Annotated in this window: 18 protein-coding genes; 8 read left to right on the plus strand and 10 right to left on the minus strand. The window is 70.3% G+C overall.

What is annotated here, in order from left to right; translation table 11 throughout:
• Positions 1-38 precede the first annotated feature (38 nt).
• From BCD49_RS10265 to BCD49_RS10280, 4 genes are all read left to right on the plus strand, one after another.
• Entirely contained in the window at positions 39-1,076 is a 1,038-nt protein-coding gene (locus BCD49_RS10265; RefSeq protein ID WP_071041424.1) for a zinc-dependent alcohol dehydrogenase, read from the plus strand.
• Between the two features lie 211 nt (positions 1,077-1,287).
• Entirely contained in the window at positions 1,288-2,121 is an 834-nt protein-coding gene (locus BCD49_RS10270; RefSeq protein ID WP_007509819.1) for a sugar phosphate isomerase/epimerase family protein, read from the plus strand.
• Complete coding sequence (locus BCD49_RS10275; RefSeq protein ID WP_071041425.1) at positions 2,118-3,110, plus strand: aldo/keto reductase; 993 nt, start codon at positions 2,118-2,120, stop codon at positions 3,108-3,110. Before BCD49_RS10270 ends, BCD49_RS10275 begins: the two co-directional genes overlap by 4 nt.
• A 147-nt stretch (positions 3,111-3,257) precedes the next feature.
• Positions 3,258-4,064 carry an SDR family NAD(P)-dependent oxidoreductase gene (locus BCD49_RS10280; RefSeq protein WP_071041426.1) on the plus strand — a complete coding sequence of 269 codons (807 nt, stop codon included), beginning with the start codon at positions 3,258-3,260 and terminating at the stop codon, positions 4,062-4,064.
• 126 nt (positions 4,065-4,190) lie between these two features.
• Here BCD49_RS10280 and BCD49_RS10285 read toward each other — a convergent pair whose 3' ends face one another.
• The 4 genes from BCD49_RS10285 to BCD49_RS10300 all read right to left on the minus strand — a co-directional run bounded on the left by BCD49_RS10285 (position 4,191) and on the right by BCD49_RS10300 (position 9,533).
• Complete coding sequence (locus tag BCD49_RS10285; RefSeq protein WP_007509816.1) at positions 4,191-5,315, minus strand: CaiB/BaiF CoA transferase family protein; 1,125 nt, start codon at positions 5,313-5,315, stop codon at positions 4,191-4,193.
• A 141-nt stretch (positions 5,316-5,456) separates the two neighbouring features.
• Positions 5,457-6,773, minus strand: coding sequence for an amidohydrolase family protein (locus BCD49_RS10290; RefSeq protein ID WP_083401371.1), 1,317 nt, complete (start codon positions 6,771-6,773; stop codon positions 5,457-5,459).
• Positions 6,774-7,038: 265 nt separating this feature from the next.
• Complete coding sequence (locus BCD49_RS10295) at positions 7,039-8,325, minus strand: acyl-CoA dehydrogenase family protein (RefSeq protein ID WP_071041427.1); 1,287 nt, start codon at positions 8,323-8,325, stop codon at positions 7,039-7,041.
• A gap of 83 nt (positions 8,326-8,408) precedes the next feature.
• Positions 8,409-9,533, minus strand: a complete 1,125-nt coding sequence (locus tag BCD49_RS10300) for an acyl-CoA dehydrogenase family protein (protein ID WP_007509813.1) — start codon at positions 9,531-9,533, stop codon at positions 8,409-8,411.
• 135 nt (positions 9,534-9,668) lie between these two features.
• Between BCD49_RS10300 and BCD49_RS10305 the strand changes: the two genes are divergently transcribed.
• Positions 9,669-10,496 (plus strand): SDR family oxidoreductase, encoded by an 828-nt coding sequence (locus BCD49_RS10305; RefSeq protein WP_007509812.1) that lies wholly within the window; start codon positions 9,669-9,671, stop codon positions 10,494-10,496.
• A 146-nt stretch (positions 10,497-10,642) separates the two neighbouring features.
• On the opposite strand, the gene BCD49_RS10310 is transcribed toward BCD49_RS10305, so the two are convergent.
• Entirely contained in the window at positions 10,643-11,191 is a 549-nt protein-coding gene (locus BCD49_RS10310; RefSeq protein WP_071041428.1) for a TetR/AcrR family transcriptional regulator, read from the minus strand.
• 147 nt (positions 11,192-11,338) lie between these two features.
• Here BCD49_RS10310 and BCD49_RS10315 point away from each other — a divergent pair, with 147 nt between their 5' ends.
• Both BCD49_RS10315 and BCD49_RS10320 read left to right on the plus strand, forming a co-directional pair.
• Positions 11,339-12,133 carry a class II aldolase/adducin family protein gene (locus tag BCD49_RS10315; protein WP_007509810.1) on the plus strand — a complete coding sequence of 265 codons (795 nt, stop codon included), beginning with the start codon at positions 11,339-11,341 and terminating at the stop codon, positions 12,131-12,133.
• Positions 12,130-13,677, plus strand: coding sequence for a class I adenylate-forming enzyme family protein (locus BCD49_RS10320; protein WP_071041429.1), 1,548 nt, complete (start codon positions 12,130-12,132; stop codon positions 13,675-13,677). The genes BCD49_RS10315 and BCD49_RS10320 overlap by 4 nt, the downstream gene beginning before the upstream one ends.
• An 11-nt stretch (positions 13,678-13,688) precedes the next feature.
• On the opposite strand, the gene BCD49_RS10325 is transcribed toward BCD49_RS10320, so the two are convergent.
• On the minus strand, positions 13,689-14,450 hold the full coding sequence (locus BCD49_RS10325; RefSeq protein ID WP_007509808.1) for a sugar phosphate isomerase/epimerase family protein: 762 nt from the start codon (positions 14,448-14,450) through the stop codon (positions 13,689-13,691).
• 52 nt (positions 14,451-14,502) lie between these two features.
• Here BCD49_RS10325 and BCD49_RS10330 point away from each other — a divergent pair, with 52 nt between their 5' ends.
• Entirely contained in the window at positions 14,503-15,258 is a 756-nt protein-coding gene (locus BCD49_RS10330; RefSeq protein WP_071041430.1) for an SDR family NAD(P)-dependent oxidoreductase, read from the plus strand.
• Between the two features lie 147 nt (positions 15,259-15,405).
• Here the strand turns inward: BCD49_RS10330 and BCD49_RS10335 are convergent, their stop codons facing one another.
• The 4 genes from BCD49_RS10335 to BCD49_RS10350 form a co-directional block, all read right to left on the minus strand.
• Positions 15,406-16,374: a TIGR03621 family F420-dependent LLM class oxidoreductase gene (locus tag BCD49_RS10335; protein ID WP_071041431.1), complete on the minus strand. Its 969-nt coding sequence runs from the start codon at positions 16,372-16,374 to the stop codon at positions 15,406-15,408.
• Between the two features lie 101 nt (positions 16,375-16,475).
• Positions 16,476-16,859: a hypothetical protein gene (locus tag BCD49_RS44970; RefSeq protein WP_007509802.1), complete on the minus strand. Its 384-nt coding sequence runs from the start codon at positions 16,857-16,859 to the stop codon at positions 16,476-16,478.
• 353 nt (positions 16,860-17,212) lie between these two features.
• Entirely contained in the window at positions 17,213-18,031 is an 819-nt protein-coding gene (locus BCD49_RS10345) for an SDR family NAD(P)-dependent oxidoreductase (protein WP_007509798.1), read from the minus strand.
• Positions 18,032-18,285: 254 nt separating this feature from the next.
• Entirely contained in the window at positions 18,286-19,494 is a 1,209-nt protein-coding gene (locus BCD49_RS10350) for a CaiB/BaiF CoA transferase family protein (RefSeq protein WP_442960478.1), read from the minus strand.
• Positions 19,495-20,197: the final 703 nt, after the last annotated feature.

Consider the following 20,197-nt stretch of genomic DNA (forward strand, 5'->3'; position numbering starts at 1 on the left):
GCCAGGTAACTCTGGCTAGTCAACTTCTGGAGGCCCGGTTGCCACGCGCGATCGTGTTCAACGGTGATGAGACCTGGGAGCTCCGCGAGGTCCCGAAGCCCAAGCTCCGGCCCGGCTGCGCCGTGCTTCGGGTCGAAGCGGTCGGGATCTGTCACAGCGACGTCGACCAGTTCAGGGGTCATGCGCCGGTGCCGTCTGGGGGAGTGTTCCCCACGGTTCCGGGCCACGAGATCGTCGGCCGGATCGAGCAGATCTCTCCCGACGCGGCCGCGGAGTTCGGCGTGCGGGAGGGGGACCGGGTGGGTGTCCGCTCCTACGTCAGGACGGCCGACGGGAGATCGCGCGTCTACGGGTTCGACTTCCCGATCGATGAGGCTTCCGGGCAGTTCGGCGGCTACGCCGACTACATGGAGATCGTGCCGGGCTCCGAGGTGCAGAAGCTCCGCGATGACCTACCTGCGACCCAGCTCACCGTCTATGAGTGCCTGTCCAACTCGGCGACCTTCGTACGCCCCGCGCAACCCGGGGAGTCACTGGTCGTCCTGGGTCCGGGCCACATGGGCCTCGCCGCCATCGTTGCCGCCCGARCACAGGGCGTGGGCACGATCATCGCCGTCGGTCTGTCACGTGACCGGTTGCGCCTCGACACCGCACTCCGCGTCGGAGCGGACCATGCTATCGACCTTCAGGACGAGGATCCGGTGACCCGTGTCGCTGAGGCGACCGGCGGCAGGATGGCGGACGTCGTGCTCGACGTCGCCTCCGGCCATCCCGGATCGTTCATCACGGCCTTCGAGTTGGTGCGACCCGGCGGGAAGGTGGTGGCCGCCGGGATGAAGGACCGCCCGCTGGACGGCTTCGACATCAACCAGATCCCGCTGCGGAACCTCACCGTGCTGCCAGGTGGCGGCGTCGACCTGAGCTTCGCGTGCTCGATGATCAATGAAGGCAAGGTCCCCACCGTGGAACTGGCGGGCGAGTCCTTTCCCCTGGAGCAGTTCGAGGAAGCTTTGGCGCTCGCTGACAGGAGGGTTGAAGGCAAGGACGCCGTGCGCGTCTCACTAGAGGTCGCGTGATGTGCGGCGTCGAGGGGCCACGCGGCACGAGGCCCGCTACCGCTGCCTGATGGACACCGACAACCGTCGGCTACGCCAGGCCCGCACCGCCGAAATCACCAGGCACCGGACGGACTCCGGCGGCAACGTCGCAGGGCGACCATGGCCGACCTGATGGGCACCACGGCCAGCCTCACGGTCGCGGCGTGGCGTGGCCCAAGGACCGTGGATTATGAGAGGGAGCACGATGGAACGACTGTCGATCGAGCCGCTAAGCGTGATGGGACTTCCGCCGGTTGAATACGTCGGCCTGGCCGCCGACCTCGGACTGCGGTACGTCGCCCTCGCCCTGAGCGCGTTACCGAATCCGTACGGCTACCCGTCCTACTCACTCCGAGACGATGCAGCCCTGCGGCGCGAGACGGTCGCCGCCCTGCGCGACCGGGGCGTGACGGTGTCGCTCGGCGACGGATTCGTACTCCAACCCGGCATGAACATGCGCGATCTCGCGGGCGACGTCGCCATCATGGCCGARCTCGGTGCCCAGCGGGTCAACACCGTCACCTTCGACCCGGACCTCAACCGCAGCGTCGACCAGTTCGGCGTACTTGCCGAGCTGGCCGCCGAGGCTGGGATGGAGACGTCGCTGGAGTTCGCGCCCGGTCTCACGATCGCAGACCTCCCGACCGCGCTCGACGCCGTGCGGGCAGTGGGCAGGCCGGACTTCCGGCTCCTCATCGACACGATGCACCTCGTGCGGTCCGGTTCCAGCCCGGCCGAGGTCGCCGCGATCGATCCCGACCTGATCGGGTACATCCAGCTCAGTGACGCCCCGCTTGTGCCCACCATTCCCAACTACATGGAAGAGGCGTGTTTCGAGCGGATGGTGCCGGGCACCGGCGACCTACCACTGCTCGACATACTCGACGCGCTGCCGCGTCAGCTTGTGATCGGACTCGAGGTGCCGCTCCGCTCGCGGGCCGACGCCGGCGTAGGTCCGCACGAAAGGCTCGGCGCATGCGTCGACGCCGCCCGGAAGCTCCTCGCCCAGCTGGACGTCCAGTGAATCGTCGGCGTATCGGCAGCCTGGAGGTATCCGTCGTCGGTCTCGGCGGTAACAACTTCGGTACGGACTTCTTCGGCGCTGGCTGCGACAAACACGAGGTCGATCGGATCGTGCACGCCGCCCTCGACGCGGGTATCAACCTCTTCGACACCGCCGAGGAATACAGCATCACGTCCTTCTTGGGCGAGGGGCACTCCGAGGAGCTGATCGGCGCGGCGCTCGGCCAGCGCCGGGACGAGGCGATCATCGCCACGAAGTTCCTCAACCAGAGCGAGGCCGATCCGGATCAGCGGGGCGCGGCGCGCATCGTGGCCGCCGTCGAGGCCAGCCTGCGACGCCTCGGAACGGACCGGATCGACCTCTACCAGCAGCACCAGCCCGACCCCGATACGCCCATCGAGGAGATCCTCGAGGCGCTCGACCGGCTGGTGCGCGCCGGCAAGGTGCGCGAGGTCGGTTGCAGCAACTTCACTGGTGAAATGCTGGACGACGCCGCCGAGACCGCGGCTCGGTCGTCGTTCTCGCCGTACCGGTCCTGCCAGGTGCAGTACAGCGTGCTGGAGCGACCCCAGCAGGACGTGCTCGACGCGGTGGCCCGCCATGACCTGGCCGTGCTTGCCTACTTCCCCCTCGCCAGCGGACTCCTCACTGGCAAGTACCGCCGGGGTGTACCACCGCCGCCCGACGCACGGCTCGGCGCCGACGCGATGGTCAGCACCATGCTCCGCCAGGGGATCATGGCGCGGCGCCCGCCGCTGTCCGACGAGCGGCTCGCCACCGTCGAGCAGCTGACCGCCTTCGCCGAGGAACGAGGGCGTTCGCTGCTCGAGCTCGCGATCTCGTGGGTCGCCTCCCAGCCGACCRTCGCGTCGGTCCTGGTCGGTGTCACGAAGCCCGAACAGATCATCGCCAACGCCTCCGCCGCCGGATGGCAGCTCACCCCGGACGAGGTCGCGGCCGTCGACGCGATCGTCGCCCGGGAGGCCTAGCCTTCCTGAGCCTTCCTGAGCCTTCCTGAGCCTTCGTGATCGAGGATCACACGCAGAGGTCTCAGGTGGTGGGCGACGCCGTGCGGCGTGGTCGGTGAGCGCGAGTACTGGCGGCCTGGGGGCCGCGGACCGAAGAAGAGGAACCTCGTGACATTCGCGGAAAGATATGGACCGTGGGCAGTAATCACCGGCGCCTCCGAGGKGACCGGGCAGGCATTCGCCCGGCGCATCGCCGCCGAGGGGATACCTTCCGTCCTGCTCGCGCGCCGGTTGGGGCCGTTGACGGACCTGGCCAGGTCGATCCGCGCCGAAACGGGCGTCGAATGCGTCGCGGCGTCGGTGGACCTGGCAGCCGAAGACGGCGCCCAGCAGGTCGTTGAAGCAGTGGGCGACCGCGAGATCGGGCTGTACGTCGCCAACGCCGGCGCCGACCCCAACGGAGCGCACTTCCTCGACACCGACGTCGAGCCCTGGCTGAACCTGATGCGCATCAACGTGCTGACGATGATGCGGTTGTGTCACCATTTCGGCGGACGCATGCGAGCGCGTCGGCGCGGCGGACTGCTGCTGGTCAATTCCGGCGCGGCCTACGGCGGCGGCAGTTTCATGGCGGCCTACGCGGGGAGCAAGGCCTTCGAACTGTGTTTCGGTGAGTCCCTGTGGGCCGAGCTGCGCCCCTACAACGTCGATGTGCTCAACCTGGTGCTCGGCAAGACCGATACACCGGCCTTCCGGGCTCTGCTGGCGGAAAAGGGACTGCCGGAGCCGACCGACTGGGCGACCCCGCACGATGTGGCCGACGCCGGAGTGACACGCCTTCCGCACGGCCCCGTCCACAATCAGGGCCAGACAGTCGACGCGGCGGGCGATGGACGGCGCGCCAGGATCCTGATGATTGACGAGATGACCAAGGACGTCTTCGGTGAGAGGGTCCTCGACCAGCCCAACCGTTAGCCCAACCGTCTGGGAACGCGGTTCCCCGGACGCCTCGGATCAGCAGCCACAGGCCGGTGGTCACCTCGAAGACGAACATGGGGGCGTACAGGGCTGGGTTGACGACCGAGGTCGCGCCGGGGAAGGTCAGGGCTGGCGGCCGGCGGCGCCGCACGCGACGAGCTCGTCGATCAGCGCGGCGTCCAGCCCGGCCTCCGCGAGGACGGCCCGGGTGTGCTCGCCGGCCGGGGGCGGCGGGTAGCTCTCGGCGGCCGGCCGTGTGCCCTCCGTGTCGCGGATCCGGATGGGGGAGCGGGGAACGAGCAGGTCGCCAACCTGCCGCAGCGTGCCGCGCGCCGCCGCGTGCGGGTCCGCCGCCAGGTCCGGGCCGCGGTTGACGCGGACGACGCTGGCGCCGCGCGGCCCCAGCTCGGCGACCCAGTCGTCGGCGGGGCGGGTCCGCAGGACGGCGGCGAGCCGTTCGGTCACGGCGTCCCAGTCGTCCCACCGGTGCAACGTGCCGACCAGGTCCGGCAGGCCGAGTCCTTCGACGAGCGCCGCCCAGGTGCGCGGCTCGGCCGCGGTCACGGCGACCCAGCTGCCGCCCGCGCACTCGTAGAGCCGACGGTCGGGGCCGATGGGCACGCCGCGGCCGCCCGCCTCGAACGTTCCGTCGGCGGAGGAGAGCAGCCAGGTCGCCGACTCCGACAGGCTGATGTCGAGCTGGCTTCCCGAGCCGGTCTGGTCCCGCTCGCGCAGGGCGGCGAGGATGCCGACGACGGCCATGAGCGCGCCCACCGGGATGGGCAGGATCAGCTGCGGGTGCCACGGCAGGCCAGGGTTCAGCGCGGTCAGCAGGCCGGAATGCGCCGCGAAAGACAGATCGTGCCCGGACCAGTCCGCATAAGGCCCGTCCTGGCCGTATCCGGATATCGAGCACCAGACCAGCGCGGGCAGCTCCTTGGAGGCGTGGGAGTAGCCGAACCCGCGCTCGTCCATGGCGCCGGGCCGTTCGTTCTCGACGAGAACGTCGGCGTGCGCGGCCAGGTGCCGCAGTACCTCGAGCCCACGGGGGTGCCGAAGATCGACGGCCACGGAACGCTTGCCACGGTTCAGCCCGATCGGGCCGTCGAACGGCCGGCCCTTTGGAGATTCCACCCGAATGACGTCGGCGCCCAGGTCGGCCAACAGCACGGTGCAGAAACCACCGGGCGGCAGCCGGGTGAGGTCCAGCACCGTGACGCCGGACAGCGGCAGTCTCTTCTCGGACATCGCTTCTCCTGAAGTACCGAAGACGTGGCAGATCCTAACGACCGTGCCTCCACCGCCGCTGTTTCGCGGCGGCGGAGGCACGGTGGTCGTGCTGGACCTCTAGCCGATGAACGTGCCGAACCGCCAACCCACGCCGTGTCCCTAACCCATGAAGCGGACGAGGTTGTCGCGCATGATCTTGCGGATGGAGAGGTCGTCGAGGCCCTTCAGCAGCGAGACGTACTGCATCGGGTCCGGAACACCCTCGGAGTGCGGGAAGTCGGACCCGAACACGAGCGAGTCGATCCCGACGGTCTCGATGCCCCGCTTGATGTCCTCCTCCGGGAACGGGGCGATGACGCACCGCTCCTTGAAGACGGAGGACGGCCGGCCGGGGAGGGAACCCCACTTGGGCTTGCGGCCCAGCAGCATGGCGTGGTCCAGCTTGCGGAGCAGGTAGGGCAGCCAGACGGTGCCGAACTCGGCGATGAGCACCTTGATGTTCGGGAACCGGCCGAACATGCCGTGGTAGAACATCGCGGTGAGGGTGTCCATGATCGGCCGGTCGCCCCAGTAGGCCACCCACTGGAACCCGTTGAACTCCACGTAGCGGGCGTCCGGCTTCTCGCCCCACTCGCCGCCGTGGCGCGCGTAGGTCCCACCGAGGTGGACGGCGACCCGCGTGTTCGACTCGTTGACCAGGTTCCAGAACGGGTCGAAGTAGGGGTCGAACGGCGACCGGCCGTTCCACGCCGGGCCCGGCTGCAGGTCGACGAACTTCGCGCCGCGCTCGAGCGACCGCTTGAGCTCGGCGACCGCCAGGTCGACGTCGAGGAGCGGGATCGGCACGGGGACCAGGATGCGGCCCTCGTGCGCGTAGCCCCAGTCCTCCCAGAGCCAGTCGTTGTACGCCCGGTTCACGGCGTAGCCGGCCTCGATGTCACCGCGCCCGAAGGCGCTCTCCCAGCCGGTGCCGACCGTGTGCAGGACCGCGACCTCGACGTTCTGAAGGTCCATGAGCGACAGACGGGGGTCCTTCCTCTCGAAGGCCGGCCGCATCGCGTTGTACCGCTCGACGAGCTGCTCACGGCTGAGCTGGTCGAGGTCCTTCATGGGGTTGAGCTTGTTGAGCATCGCGCCCGGGATCGGGATGTTGCCGGCCATCCCGGAGACCTGGGAGAGGTCGACGCCGCCGAAGCCGCCCTCCGGCGCGGAGTGGACCCCGAGCGTCCGCCGCTCGTGGTCGACCTCCTCGTCCTCGTCGTGCTCCTCCTCGGTGAGCATGCGTGGCTCGCCGGGCAGCCAGGCCCGCTCGAYCATGTCGGCGGACAGATAGCGCGTCACGGCGTCGTCCGGCGCGTAGRGGTGATGGTCGGCATCGAAAATGCCGTACGGGAGGCTCTGCTCGACATCCGCCACGTAGATACCGCGTGATCCGAGCTGGGGCGTGTCGGCCAACGGGCCCTCCTGGGAGTTCATGGACACTGCGTATTTGAACTGAGTTTAACTATGCCGGCGCCTCGCGCGCCACCCCACCTCAAGGTGTCGTGGCCCGCACTTTGCGTGGCAATGCCGCCGCGTCGTCGGGCGACTTTGCGCACGGCAGAGCCGGCCGAGGTGGCGCAGGACGCCGCCACGCCACTTTTCGCCGGCTGGCGGGCTCGGCCGCGAAATTCTTCCGTGGTCATTCCGCCCGGGGCCGGGGCGGAATGACCACGAGATTCACCCAGGCCCCGTTACCCGATCAGCTCCTGAACCACTCGCGGGCGCTGTTGACGACCTCACGGAACGGTTTGCCCCGGTCGAAGCTCGGCTCCCGGGGCATGCCGAGGACCTGCTCACTGATCGCGTTGCGCTGCATCTCGTTGGAGCCGCCGGCGATCGACCACACCCGGCTGTTCAGGTAGTCCAGGGCGGCGTGCTGCCCCTCCTCGTCCCCGTCCTTCCAGGCAAGCCCTAGCCCCTGCCCGATCTCCAGGACCAGGCGCGCCCGCTCCGGGTTGTACACGCCGGCCGCCAGCTTCCAGTAAGAGGCGACGCCGGCCGCGGGCTTCTCGCTCGACCGCAGCAAGCCGGTGATCCGCTGGCCGAGCTGTCCCTTGGCCCAGTCGGCGGTGTGGATCCGGGCGAGCGCCTGCCGGGCTACCGGATCCTGGGCGCGGCCGGCGGCGCGGATCACGTCCAGCAGGAACGGGTCGACATCGGCGGCCTGGGTCGTCGGCAGGTTCACCGGGTCGTCGCGCCCGGCGCCCCGCTCGACGAGCAGCAGCGTCTGTGCCACGGTCCAGCCCTGGTTGACCTCGCCGATCACGGCGTCGTCGCCGACCTCGACCTCGTCGAGGAACTCCTCGCAGAACTCGGCGTCGCCGGTGATCTCGCGAATGGGGCGGATGGTCACCCCCTTGGCCCGCAGGGGTACCGCGAACCAGGTGAGGCCGCGGTGCTTGGGGGCGTCCCAGTCGGTCCGGGCGAGGCACATCCCGTAGTCGGCCTGGTGGGCGCCGCTGGTCCAGATCTTCGAACCGGTGATCAACCACCTGTCACCGTCGCGCACCGCACGGGTCGTGATGCCGGCCATGTCGGAGCCGGCGCTCGGCTCGGAGAACAGCTGGACGAACAGCTCGTCGCCGGCGARCATCCGCGGGACGTGCCGGGCCAGGAACTCCGGTGAGCCGTGCCGGACGATGGTCTGCCCGCACGGGCCGTACGTCGTGCCGCCCGCGTGGCCGAGATCGGGCATCCGGTACCGGGCGGCCTCCTCAGCGAAAGCGCGGGCGTGCCGGTCGGAGAGACCCTGGCCGCCGTGTTCGCTGGGCCAGTTGATGCCCGCGTAGCCGGCCTCGTAGAGCTTCTTCTGCAGGGCTCGTTCCGCCTGGAAGTGCAGGGCTCGTTCCGCCTGGAAGCCCTCGTCGTTCTGCTGGGTGCCGCCGCGCCCGTGCGCGCCCTGGCCCGGGTGGCGCGGCTCGAGGTTCGCGGCGAGCCACTGCCTGGCCCGCTCGCGGTACTCCTCGATCTCCGGTGTGTCGGTCATGGATTTCCTCGTTTCCGGAGTCACAGGGCCAAAGGGCGCGCGAAAATGATCTTCTTTGCGTGCCCGGAGGCCATCTCGACGTCTCAGAGACCGGCCAGCTGGCAGATCCGCTCCCGGTGCCAGGCCGGCGACCCGTACAGCGACGCGTCGGTCGTCAGCCGACGGAGATACAGGTGGAAGTCGTGCTCCCACGTGTAGGCGATGCCGCCGAAAAGCTGCCAGCACTTGTGCGCCAGCTCGACCGCCGCGTCACCCACGAACGCCTTCGCCATGCTCGCGGCGTGCGCCGCGCCGCGACCATCCTGCTGGGCCTCGCGCGCCGCGCCGCTGGCCACGGCGTGGCTCATCTCCAGCGCCAGGCTGGTGTCGGCCAGCTGGTGCTTGACCGCCTGGAAGGAGCCGATGGGCCGGCCGAAGGCGACGCGGTCCTTGCAGTACTGCACGGTGAGGTCGAACAGGTGCTGCATGGCGCCCACCGTCTCCGCGGTGGCGAGCACGCCGGCGAGCAGCAGCTGCGCGTCGACGGCGGCCGCCGCCCCACCGAGGGTGCCCACCAGCGCGGAGCCGTCGACCTCGACGTCGTCGAAGTGGACCTCGCAGAGCCGGCGGCTGAGGTCGAGGCCGGTCAGCACCTCCACGGTCACGCCCGGCGTGGCCGTGGGCAGGAGGAACTGCGTGGGCCCGTCGGGCGCCGCCGCCGTCACGAGCAGCCACTGCGCCGACTGCGCCTCGACCACGAGCCCCTTGCGGCCGGTGAGGCGGTACCCGCCGCGGGTGGGCTCGCAGTCGACCCCGGCGGAACCGGACCAGTCGCCGGCCGGGTCCGCCACGGCCCAGGCCACGGCCGCCTCGCCGGAGATCAGCGTCGGCACGACCTTCGCCCGCTGCTCCTCCGAGCCCTCGCGCGCGAGGGTGGCCACGGCGAGGTTGGTGTCGATGAAGGTGCCTGGCTGCAGGTACCGGCCGCGCAGCTCCGCGAGGATGACGGCGTCGAGCACGCCGTCGCCGGACACGCTCCCGCCGCCCAGTGACTCCGGGGCGAGGAAGGCGAACCAGCCGAGCTCGGCGCCGTCGCGCCAGTAGGACGGGCCGACCTGGCCGCCCGCGTCGATCAGCTCACGGAGCTTGTCCAGCGGCAGGTTCGCCTCGATGAACCGCTCAGTGGTCTCCCGCAGGAGCCGCTGATCGGGGCTGAGATCAGGATCCATGCCTGTTCCCTTCGGACGGTCTTGCGCCGCGATGCGCCAGCCTGGCACCCAAAGTTTGAACTCAGTATAATTTACCGTGTTGAGCAGTTCTAGCGCGGACCAGAGCGGACTGGCGAGCCGGGAGGTTGGAGAGTGATGGGTGACACACAGCCCTTCCGTTACGACGGGAAGCATGTCCTGGTAATCGGCGGCGCGACCGGCATGGGCGCCGCGGCCGCGCGGGCGGTCGCGGCCCTCGGGGCAGAGGTCACGGTGTTGGACCGCGCGCCCGTCGACTACTCCGTCGCGAAGGCGATCGAGGTCAACCTGATGGAGCGGGAGAGCATCGACGCCGCGCTCGACCAGGTGGCCGGACCGGTGCACGCGGTGTTCGCCGCCGCCGGCATCGGCGGCGGCGACGGGACGATGCGGGTCAACTTCATCTCGCACCGCCACCTGATCGAGAAGCTGATCGAGGACGGTCGGCTCGGCGCCGGCTCGGCGATCTGCTTCATCTCGTCGGTGGCCGGTCTCGGCTGGCAGAACCACCTGGACCGGCTCGTGGACTTCCTGGCGACGACCTCCTACGAGGACGCCGAGGCCTGGGTGCAGGCCCACGAGAAGACCGACACCTACATGTTCAGCAAGCAGGCCGTGAACGCCTACGTGGCCCGGCAGGCCTACCCGTTCGCCAGCAAGCACATCCGGATCAACGCGATCTGCCCCGGCCCGACCGACACCCCGCTCGCCCGGGCGAACGGCTGGGGTGGCTTCGACCAGCAGTACCGCGAGGCGACCGGGACGGAGCAGCTGCAGCCCGAGCAGATGGCCAACGTGATGGCCTTCCTGAACAGCGACGCCGCCTTCGGCATCAGCGGCGAGAGCCTCCTGGTCGACTACGGCCACGTGAAGGCCTCGATGGGCGGCTCGTGGGCGCCAGGCAAGCCGGTCATCGACTTCCTGATGTCCGAGACCACGATCTGACTCGGTCTGACCACGAGAGGCCCTCGGTCCCGCGGACGCCCCGACGTCAGCGGGAACGGGGGCCTCATGTCGGCCCTCTAGTGACCCTGGGGAGGGCGGCCGCCGAGTATGCGAAGGAAGATCATTTTCGCATACTCTTTGGCCCTTTAGGCGGGGCGCAGCGCCGCGAGCACCAACCGGACGTGCTCGCGCACGTCGTCCTCGTCCAGCGGCTTGTGCCCGACCATCAGTCGGAAGTAGAGCGGCGCGTACACCAGGTCGAGCACCACGTCGGGATCGGCGGGCCGAATCTCCCCGGCCGCGATGGCCGCCCGCACGATCGCGATGCCCTGGCGCCGCCGCGCGTTGATGTAGCCGTCGCGGAACGCCTCGGCGAGCTGCGGGTCGGACCGGCCGGCGGCGATCAGCGCCGCCATCGCGGTCCCGGTCGCGCCCCGGAACGCCGCGGTCATCATCAGCAGCCGGTCCTCGACCTGCTGTAGCTGGAAGTGCTCGGGGTAGGGCAGCAGGTCCGCGGACTCGCGCAGGAACGCCGACATGATCACCRCCGCGCGGTTGGGCCACCACTTGTAGATGGTCACCTTGCTCACGCCCGCCCGCGCGGCGATCGCCTCGACCGTCGTGGCCTCGAGCCCGCGTTCGACCAGCAGCGCGTACGCCGCGTCGAGGATCGCCGACTCGGCTCGTGCCGCCATGGCTGGCGCTCCTTTCTGTTGGCGCTGAGCTGCCCGGTTGACGCCGCGCTGCCCGGTTGATGCCGCGCTGGCCGGTTGACACGGCACCTGCCCGGTTGACACATTGAACTGAACGTTCAGTTCAGCCTAGCCGGACGGTGGGCAGTCATGGCATCGGTCACCGAGTACGCGTCGTTCGAGCTGCCCGTCACGCGGGTCGCCGAGGCCGGGCCGATGTCGGCCGAGGAACGGCAGGTCCGGCGCGATCTGGCCGCCGCGTACCGTCTGTGCGCGCTCTTCGGCTGGGACGACCTGATCTACACCCACATCTCGGCGCGGGTACCCGGCCTTGGCGGCCACTTCCTGGTCAACCCGCTCGGCCTTGGCTTCGACGAGATCACCGCGTCCAGCCTGGTGAAGATCGACCTGGACGGCACGGTCATCGGCGAGAGCCCGTTCCGGCCGAACGCGGCGGGCTTCGTCATCCACGGCGCGATCCACGCCGCCCGCGAGGACGCGCACGCCGTGGTGCATCTGCACACCGAGGCCGGCATGGCGCTCTCGACGCTGGCCGACGGGCTGCTTCCACTGACCCAGCACGCGATGCGCTTCCACGACCGGCTCGGCTACCACGACTACGAGGGCATCGCGCTCGCCTCGGGAGAGCGGGAGCGCCTGGTCAGCGACCTCGGCGACCACGCCGGCCTGATCCTGCGCAACCACGGGACGATCACGGTCGGCCGCAGCGTCGGGCACGCCATCACGGAGACCTTCTACCTGGAGAAGGCCGCGCGGGCGCAGCTTCTGGCGCTGTCCAGCGGGCAGCCGCTCACCATCCCGCCGCCGGAGGTCGTCGCGTTGACCGTCCGCCAGTGGCTGCGCGACCTCGCCGGCTCGCACGACCGCGAGTGGCCCGCGCTGCTGCGGAAGATCGAACGGCTCGACCCGTCCTACGCGGAATGACGCCCGTGCCTTCCGCGACGTTCCACGAGCTGTGGTCCGCGGCCGTGGCCGGCCACGGCGACCGGCTCTTCCTGCTCTTTCGCGACGACCACGCGATCAACGCGTACTCGTACGAGGAGTTCGACGAGGTCGTGGCCGAGACCGCCGGGACGCTGCGGGCCGCCGGGGTCGGGCCCGGCTCGTGCGTGCACCTCGCGCTCGCCAACTGCCCGGCCTTCGTCGCCGCCTGGCTCGCCGCCGCCCGGCTGGGCGCCTGGATCGTGCCCGCCGACCCGGCGTCGACGGCGCGCGACATCGCCTCCCAGGTCCGCCGGATCCGGCCGGCCGTCGCCCTGTGCGCCGCCGCCCGCGCGGACGCCTACCACGCGGGCGCCGCCGGCGCGGTTCCCGTGGTGGTCGAGCTCGCCGAGACGGCCGCCGACGTGGCACCGGGGGGCCCGCTCTCCGGCGGCGAGCCCGTCGCCGCCGCCGCGGCCGGCATCGGCCCGTCCGACCGGCTCGCGGTGATGTTCACGTCGGGCACCACGTCCGAGCCGAAGGGCGTCGTGCTGACGCAGGAGAACTACCGCACGGTCGGCACGGCCATGGCCGCGGCCGTGGGCCTGCGCCCCGAGGACCGCTGGCTCGTCACGCTGCCGCTCTTCCACGCGAACGCGCAGTACTACTGCTTCGCCCCGGCGATCGCGACCGGCGCCGCCGTCGCGCTCACCCACGCGTTCTCCGCGTCCCGCTGGTTGCGGCAGGCGGACGAGCTCGGCGTGACGCACGCGAGCCTGTTCGCGGCGCCGATCCSGATGATCCTCGCCCGCTGCCCGACCGAGCTCCCGCCGCTGCGGCTGCGGCACGTGTGGTTCGCGCAGAGCCTCGGGGAGCAGCACTACGAGCGGTTCGCCGCGATCGTCGGGTGCCGGCCCCGCCAGCTGTACGGGATGACCGAGACCATCGCCGCGGTCACCGGCGACACCAGCGTCCCGCTGCGGCACGACGTGATCGGCGAGCCGCTCGGCGACCGCGAGATCGCGGTGGTCGACCCGGTGGACGGCGGTCCCGCCGCCACGGGGGCGCCCGGCATGCTGCGGGTACGTGGGGTGCGCGGCGTGGACCTCTTCGCGGGCTACCTGGACGACCCGGCGACGAACAGCCGGTCGTTCACCGACCTTCCGGATGGGACGAGCTGGTTCACGACCGGGGACCTGGTGGCGGCCGACGCCGACGGGCGGCTGCGCTTCGTCGGCCGGCTCGACGACGTGATCAAGGTTTCCGGCGAGAACGTCAGCCTCACCGAGGTGGAGTCGGTCCTGGCGCAGGCGCCGGGCGTCCTGGAGGCCGCGGTGGTGGCCAGGCCGGACCCGACCCGCGACGTCGTTCCCGTCGCCTACCTCGTGCCGCGGGACGCGGGCGCCCCGCCCGACCTGAACGAGGTGGCGGCCTGGGCCACCGGCAACCTCCCGCCGGCGGCCCGCCCGCGCGAGTGGCATCTGATCGACGAGCTGCCGCGCACCAGCGTCGGCAAGGTCCGCCGGTTCCGGATCGGCTCGGCGTGAGCGGCCCGCCGTCAGCGCCAGTAGGGCGCCGTCGCCGCCATGGCCGCCTGCGGCAGCTCCAGCGGGCGGCGGCGCAGTTCCTCGTTCAGCACCTCCACGCTGACGAGCCCGTCGTAGCCGCGGTCGCGCAGCGTCCCGACGAACCGGGCCAGGTCCAGCTCGCCCTGACCCGGAAGCGCCCGCCGGTTCCCGGTCTCGCTCATCGCGTCGTCGGAGATCGGCGGCACCGCGTCGGCGAGCTGCACGTACGCGACGCGGTCGAGGGGGACCTGCTCGAGCTGCTCCCAGGGAGCGCCGCCGCGGAAGAAGTGCCAGCTGTCGATCAGCACGCCGGCCCGCTCCGGGCCCGCGGCCTCGACCACCTCGAGCGCCTCGTCGATCGACGTCACCCCGCCACCCGGGCTGAACTCCACCGCCAGCCGCGCTCCCACCTCGGCGAAGATGTCCGCGCTCCGCTTGAGAAGGTCCAGCGTCTGCCCGCCGAGCGGCGCGAGGAACGTCGCCACGACCCACTCGGCCCGTACGGCCGCCGCCGAGGTGGCGAGCCGGGCCGCGTGTCGGAGCACGACGTCGTCTCGCCCGGTGTACAGCAGCACCATCAGCTCGTGGCAGCGCAGCCCGACCTTGTCGAACGCGGCCGCGGCGGTCTCGTCCGCCCGGCCGACCACGAGCCCGAGCGCCGAGAAGCCGGCCGCCTGGGTCGCGTCGGCCATCGCGTCAGTGTCGACGTCCCACATCGTGTCGGGGCTCAGCGCGAACTCGACCGTCGCCATATGGTCTCCTCGAAATCGACCTCGGATATACCGTCGTACTATACTTCCTCACATGAGCGAAGAAAAGACGGGTCGGCTTGCCGGAAAGGTCGCCGTGGTCACCGGCGCCGGTTCAGGAATAGGGCACGCGACAGCCCTCCTCTTTGCACGTGAAGGTGCTCGCGTGGTATGCGCGGACATCAGTGGAAAAGAGAAGGACGTCGTTGCTGAGATCGGTGACGGAGCGGTCGCGGTTCATGTCGACGTATCACGGAACGATGACGTCGTACGAATGATCGAAACCGCCGAGCGCGAATTCGGCGGCCTCGACGTGCTGTTCAACAACGCCGGCTTCGGCGGCCCGCGCCGCCCGCTGGCCGAGTTCGACGAGGAGATCTTCGACGACGTCGTAGGGGTCAACCTCAAGGGCGTCTTCCTCGGCATGCGGCACGGCATCGAGGCCATGCTGCGCACCGGCGGCGGCTCGGTGGTCAACACGGCGTCCGTCACCGGCCTGGTGGGGATGAAGAACCAGGCGGTCTACGCGGCGGCCAAGGGCGGGGTCGTGCAGCTCAYCAGGTCGGCCGCGCTCGACTACGCCACCAAGGGGGTGCGGGTGAACGCGATCTGCCCCGRCATGGTCTGGACGGGCCTCGCCGGCGGGGAGCCCGGCTCGACCCCGCCGGCCGACCTGATCCCGCCGCAGCCGATGAAGCGGTGGGGCATGCCGGAGGAACTGGCGGCCGCCGCGCTCTTCCTGGCGAGCGACGAGTCGTCGTTCATAACCGGCGTGCTGCTCCCGGTGGACGGCGGCTACACGGCCCGCTGAGTGATCCTGGGGACAATCGGACCTGCCAGCAGACCTGCCAGATCGCCTTCGGCGATCCGGCAGGAACCCCGGCTTCGCGATCCGGCGGGAACCCCGGCCGGGCGTGCGAAGAAGATCATTTTCGCACGCCCTTGGCCCTCCAGGGACCTACTTCCCGGCCAGCCGGGCGACGATCGGCGCGAACGCCTCCGCGTCGGACTGCTGGACGCTCACGTAGTTGACCCCGAAGGCCTCCCGCCGCAGCTCCAGCAGGTCGATGATCTCGTCGGCGGTGCCGGCCAGGACGTTGGGGTGGTTGCGCAGCTCGGAGGGCGGCATGCCCATCGCCTCGGCGACCGGCGCGAGCGCGCCCTCCGGGTCGTCGGTCACCCGGGTGAAGAACGGGGAGCCCTCGACGTCGAGCGTGGCGAACCGCTCGCCGGCCGCGTCCCGCACGTAGCCGATCCGGCGTTCCGCCTCCTGGTGCGGGGTCAGCCCGTCGTCGTTCACGGGTGTGAACGGCACGTTCGCGATGCTCGCGATGTCGGCCTGCCGGMCGGCGAGCGTCAGCACCCGCTTCTTCCCGCCGCCGATCATGATCGGCGGGTGCGGCCGCTGCAYGGGCAGGGGCAGTCCGGCGTAGCCGCTCACCTCGACGAACTCGCCGTGCCGGTCCAGCTCCTCGCCCGCACAGTGCTCCTTGAACAGCGCGATCACCTCCTCGAGCTTGGTGATCCGCCGCGGCCCCGGCGCGAACTCCAGTCCCATCGCCCGGTACTCGGGCGCGCTCCACCCGGCGCCGATGCCGAACTCCAGCCGCCCGTCCGACAGCAGGTCGAGGGTGGCCGCCTCCTTCGCCAGCACGGCCGGCACGTGGTAGTCGACGCAGAAGACCCGGCAGCCGATCCGCAGCGTCTCGGTCACGGCCGCGGCGACGGCCATCGCGGTGATCGGCGCGAGATGCTGCGGCGGTTGGCGGGCCTCGCTGCTCGCCGGCCCACGACCCAGATAGTGGTCCGCCAGGAAGATCGTGGAGAACCCCAGGTCCTCGACCCGGCGGGCGAGCGTTCGCCACTCACCGCCGGAACGCGCCCTGGTCGCCTGCACCGCGAATCGGAAGGCCCTCGAACTCGCCATGATCGTGAACTCTAGAACAAGGGACTGCCGCCGGTCCACGATCGTTGACTCAGTCCGACTTCTGTGATCGTTTGGAGCTGGCGGGGCGGTCCGGGTCCGGGCTAGGGAAGCCAGGGCTGGCCGACGGCGGTCACAAGCCCCGCCGCGTCGAGCTGAAGCATCATCAGTTTGTCCGGAGCGGACGCGATCAGTTTCCGCAGGTCCGTGAGGTCGCCGGTCTCGTACTCCTCGGGTCCCACCGAGTACGTGACCCGGACCGTCGGCGCCAGCACGTACTCGCGGGTCTGGGTCCCGACGTCGTCGATCCGGTAACCGTCCAGGCAGGTCCCGGTGTCGTCTCCGGCCTGCGGAGCGCAGTGGACGTAGGCCTTCGGGTCGAGCCGGAGCACGGTGCCGTCGACGCTCGCCACCGTGCCGAGGTCGTGAACCTCGCCGAAGCCGGCGAGCGGTGGGTGCGCGTCCCGCGGCAGGGGCGAGTGGGACACCGACGCTGACGGAGGCGCCGCCGGCGATGACGCCGAAGATGAGGCCGGCGATGCCACCGGCGACCGGGATGGGGCGGGTGAGGGCGACGAGGGCGCCGAGGGCGACCCGGTGGGCTCGCTCGTGTCGCTGGAGCAGCCGGCGAGCACGGCTCCGGCGACGWGCATCCCGCCGAGCAACTTCGACAACCCGCTGATTCCCACGCCAATCATGACGAAAGACTAGTCGCGGGCCGGATCGGCCGCGCCCTCCAGACCAACGGAAGATCGCCTAGCGGCGCGAAACCGCTGGGTATCGAAGCCAGAACGGAGGCCCTCACGCCGAGACGGCGGCCCTCACGCCGATACGAAGACCCTCACGCGGAGACGGAGTAACCGCCGTTCACCGGGTAGGTCTGGCCGGTGATCCAGGACGCGAGCGGGCTCGCGAGGAACGTGACGAGGCCGGCCACGTCGTCGGGCCGTCCCAGCCGGGGAACCATGTACCGCTTGAGCTGGCGGCGCAGGCGGTCGGCCATCTCGGCCGACGTGCTGGCCATCTCCTCGAGCCCGAGAGTGTCCACGGTGGAGAGCGCCACGCTGTTGACCGTGATCCCCTGACCGCCGACCTCGCGGGCCAGCGCCCGCATGAACCCCGCGGCGCCCGCCTTGGCGGCCGAGTAGGGGGCCATGTTCGCCTCGCCGACGCGCCCGGCGTCGGAGACGATCGTGATGACCCGGCCCTCGCCGGCGGCGAGCATGTTGGGCAGCGCCACGCGGGTGCAGTTCAGCACCCCGTACAGGTTCACGGCGAAGTAGCGGTCCCAGTCGGCCGGCTCGGTGGTCGCGAACGCCCCGACGCTGACCGAGACCCCCTTGGAGCCTGCGGCCGGGTCCTTCACGTCCCAGCCGCCGGGTCCGGCGTTTCCGGCGTTGTTGACCAGGATGTCCACCGTGTCGGCGCCTATCGCCGCGGTCACGGCCGCGTAGTCCGAGACGTCGAAGGGGCGGGCCAGCGCGGAGCCGCCGGCGGCCTCGATCTCCTTGACGACCCCGTCCGCCCGGTCGGGCACGAAGTCGTTGACGAGCACCCTGGCGCCCGCCGCCGCGAGGGACAGGCAGACCGCCCGCCCCACGCCCTGCCCGCCGCCGGTGACGAGAGCCGTGCGCTCGCCGAGATCGATCGTGAAGCTCACGTGTATGCCTCTCTCAGGGCAGTAGATGTCAGCGCAGCAGGTCTCGGCGGGCAGACTCGGTTCTTCGGTTCCTCGCCGTCGAGCGCCGTTCACGGCGACGCCCGCCGCCTCGCATGACGAAGATCGCCAGGACTGTACCCAAATCCGAGTTCCGAGCCCTCGCTGGTTCGGATCCGGGTACAGATCTGCCGATCAAGCTCATGACGCGGGTGGTACGGCCGGGTCAGCCCTGGTCGAAGCGGCGCCAGGTCGCGTCAGGTGGCGGCACCGGCGATCTTGAGCTCGAGGATCTCGTCCTCGGAGTGGCCGAGCTCGCGCAGCAGGTCGTCGGTGTGCTCCGCGAACAGCGGCCCGCGGCTGGTCTCGGGTGGCTGGGAGTCGAACTGGACCGGGTTGGCGATCAGCCGGCGCTCCTTGCCCTCGCTGTCCAGGACCGGCCGGATGTAGCCGTTGGCCTCCATCTGGGGGTCGTCCAGGATGTCGAGCGGGCCCTGCACCGGAGCCCACGGACCTTCCATGGTCTGCAGGTGACTGCTCCAGTAGGCGAACGGCTTCTGGGCGATGGCCTCGGTGATGTACTGGCCGGCCGCGGTCGCGTTGGCCATGAGCTTCTGGGCCGTGTTGAAGCGTTCGTCGTCGATGAGCTCGTCCAGGCCGAGGTGGCGGCAGACGTCGGCGAAGTAACGGAACGGCTGGATCATGGTGAAGTTGATCCAGCGCCCGTCCGAGGTCCGGAAATGACCGACGGTGGGGTTCAACGGGGCGTTCGCCATCATCTCGTTGATGGATATCGGCGTCTTCTCGCCGCGGGTCAGCGCCGCGTTGCTGAGATCGAGCGCGAACGCCCACGCCCCGACGCTCATCAGCGAAACATCGATCACGGACGGCTCCCCGGTCGCCGCCCGGCCGTAGAGCGCGGCCGCGATACCGCCGGCGATCGTCATCCCGCCCATGGAATCGCCATAGGCGCCGCCCGGCATGGTGAGGACCCGCGGGCTGTCCGGCGGCGTCACACCCCAGGCACTGCCCATGCGGCACCAGAACGAGGAGCCGTCGTACCCGCCCTTCTCCGCCCACGGCCCGCGCTGGCCGTRCGCGCTCCCGCGCACATAGATGATGTCCGGATTGGCCTTGCGGATGTCCTCGAGCTCGATACCGAGCCGCCGGCGCGCGTCCGGGAGGAAGTTGGTGAGGAAGATATCCGCGTCCTTGACCAGCTCGAGCAGGACGGCGTATCCGGCGGGGTTCTCCAGGTCGAGGCCGATGCTGCGCTTGCCGCGGTTGGGATGCTCCATGATCGGGTGGAACGTGCCGTCCTTCKGGTGGTTCACCATCCCGCGCTGCGCGTCACCCCGCTCGGCATGCTCCACCTTGATCACGTCRGCGCCCCACTCGGCGAGGACTCCGCCGGCCGCCGGGGTGAACGTGAACTGGGCGACCTCGATCATCTTGACGCCTGCCATCGGCTGCTGCACTGATCCCCGGTCCTTCCTGCGAACGGCGTGGAAGCCGGCCGGACGCTGTGTGGGTCGGCGAACGGCTCGTCTCTGGACAACGTAGTTAGGCTGAGTACAAGAACGCAAGGGCTGGGTCCCGTGGGGGATGGGTTCGTAGCCGGCCGACTTCCGCGTGTGGTCGCCCCCGAGCCCGTGGTGAGTGCATGGCGAGCGCATGGTGCCTGTCGGCGACGTCGCGGGGTGGGTGACTCGTCTGGCGCGAGGGTGTCCCGGTGGCGGGGATGTGCTGGCGGTGCGGTCACTGGGTGATCGTGCGAGCACCTTTGGTGACGGCTCCCGCCGGCCCTGGCGGTGGCCCGCGCCGGCGTCCAGGCGTCCTGGCGGGGCGGGAGTTTGACGGCGAGGTCTTGTGTGACCTCCCGCCACCTGCTAAACATTACCCCTCAGATCTTGTACTCAGTACAAACCCGGCTCGGGGGCTGGGGGTCCGCGCCCGGGAGGAGTTGGCGTGTGGCCGGCGCGACCGCGGGCCATGGCCAAGCCCCGCCGTCCGGCGGCCAAGAAGACGATCTAGGGCCATYCGGGCTCCGAGCGAGCCCTACTCGCGTGGAGCCGCCGAAACCCCGCGGGTCATCGCGTCGAGCTCAAACGACCGTCGAAGCAGTCTCTAGCGCCATCTCGAAGCAAGTCGTACTTGGAAGGGAAGTCC

The sequence above is a fragment of the Pseudofrankia sp. EUN1h genome (assembly GCF_001854645.1).
Lineage (GTDB): Bacteria > Actinomycetota > Actinomycetes > Frankiales > Frankiaceae > Pseudofrankia > Pseudofrankia saprophytica.

What these genes read in the sequence shown, in the direction of transcription:
- BCD49_RS10285 (WP_007509816.1), bottom strand. Translation starts at nt 5,315, where the DNA reads ATGTCCGAGAAGAGACTGCCGCTGTCCGGCGTCACGGTGCTGGACCTC.
- BCD49_RS10300 (WP_007509813.1), bottom strand. Translation starts at nt 9,533, where the DNA reads ATGGATCCTGATCTCAGCCCCGATCAGCGGCTCCTGCGGGAGACCACT.
- BCD49_RS10305 (WP_007509812.1), top strand. Translation starts at nt 9,669, where the DNA reads ATGGGTGACACACAGCCCTTCCGTTACGACGGGAAGCATGTCCTGGTA.
- BCD49_RS10315 (WP_007509810.1), top strand. Translation starts at nt 11,339, where the DNA reads ATGGCATCGGTCACCGAGTACGCGTCGTTCGAGCTGCCCGTCACGCGG.
- BCD49_RS10325 (WP_007509808.1), bottom strand. Translation starts at nt 14,450, where the DNA reads ATGGCGACGGTCGAGTTCGCGCTGAGCCCCGACACGATGTGGGACGTC.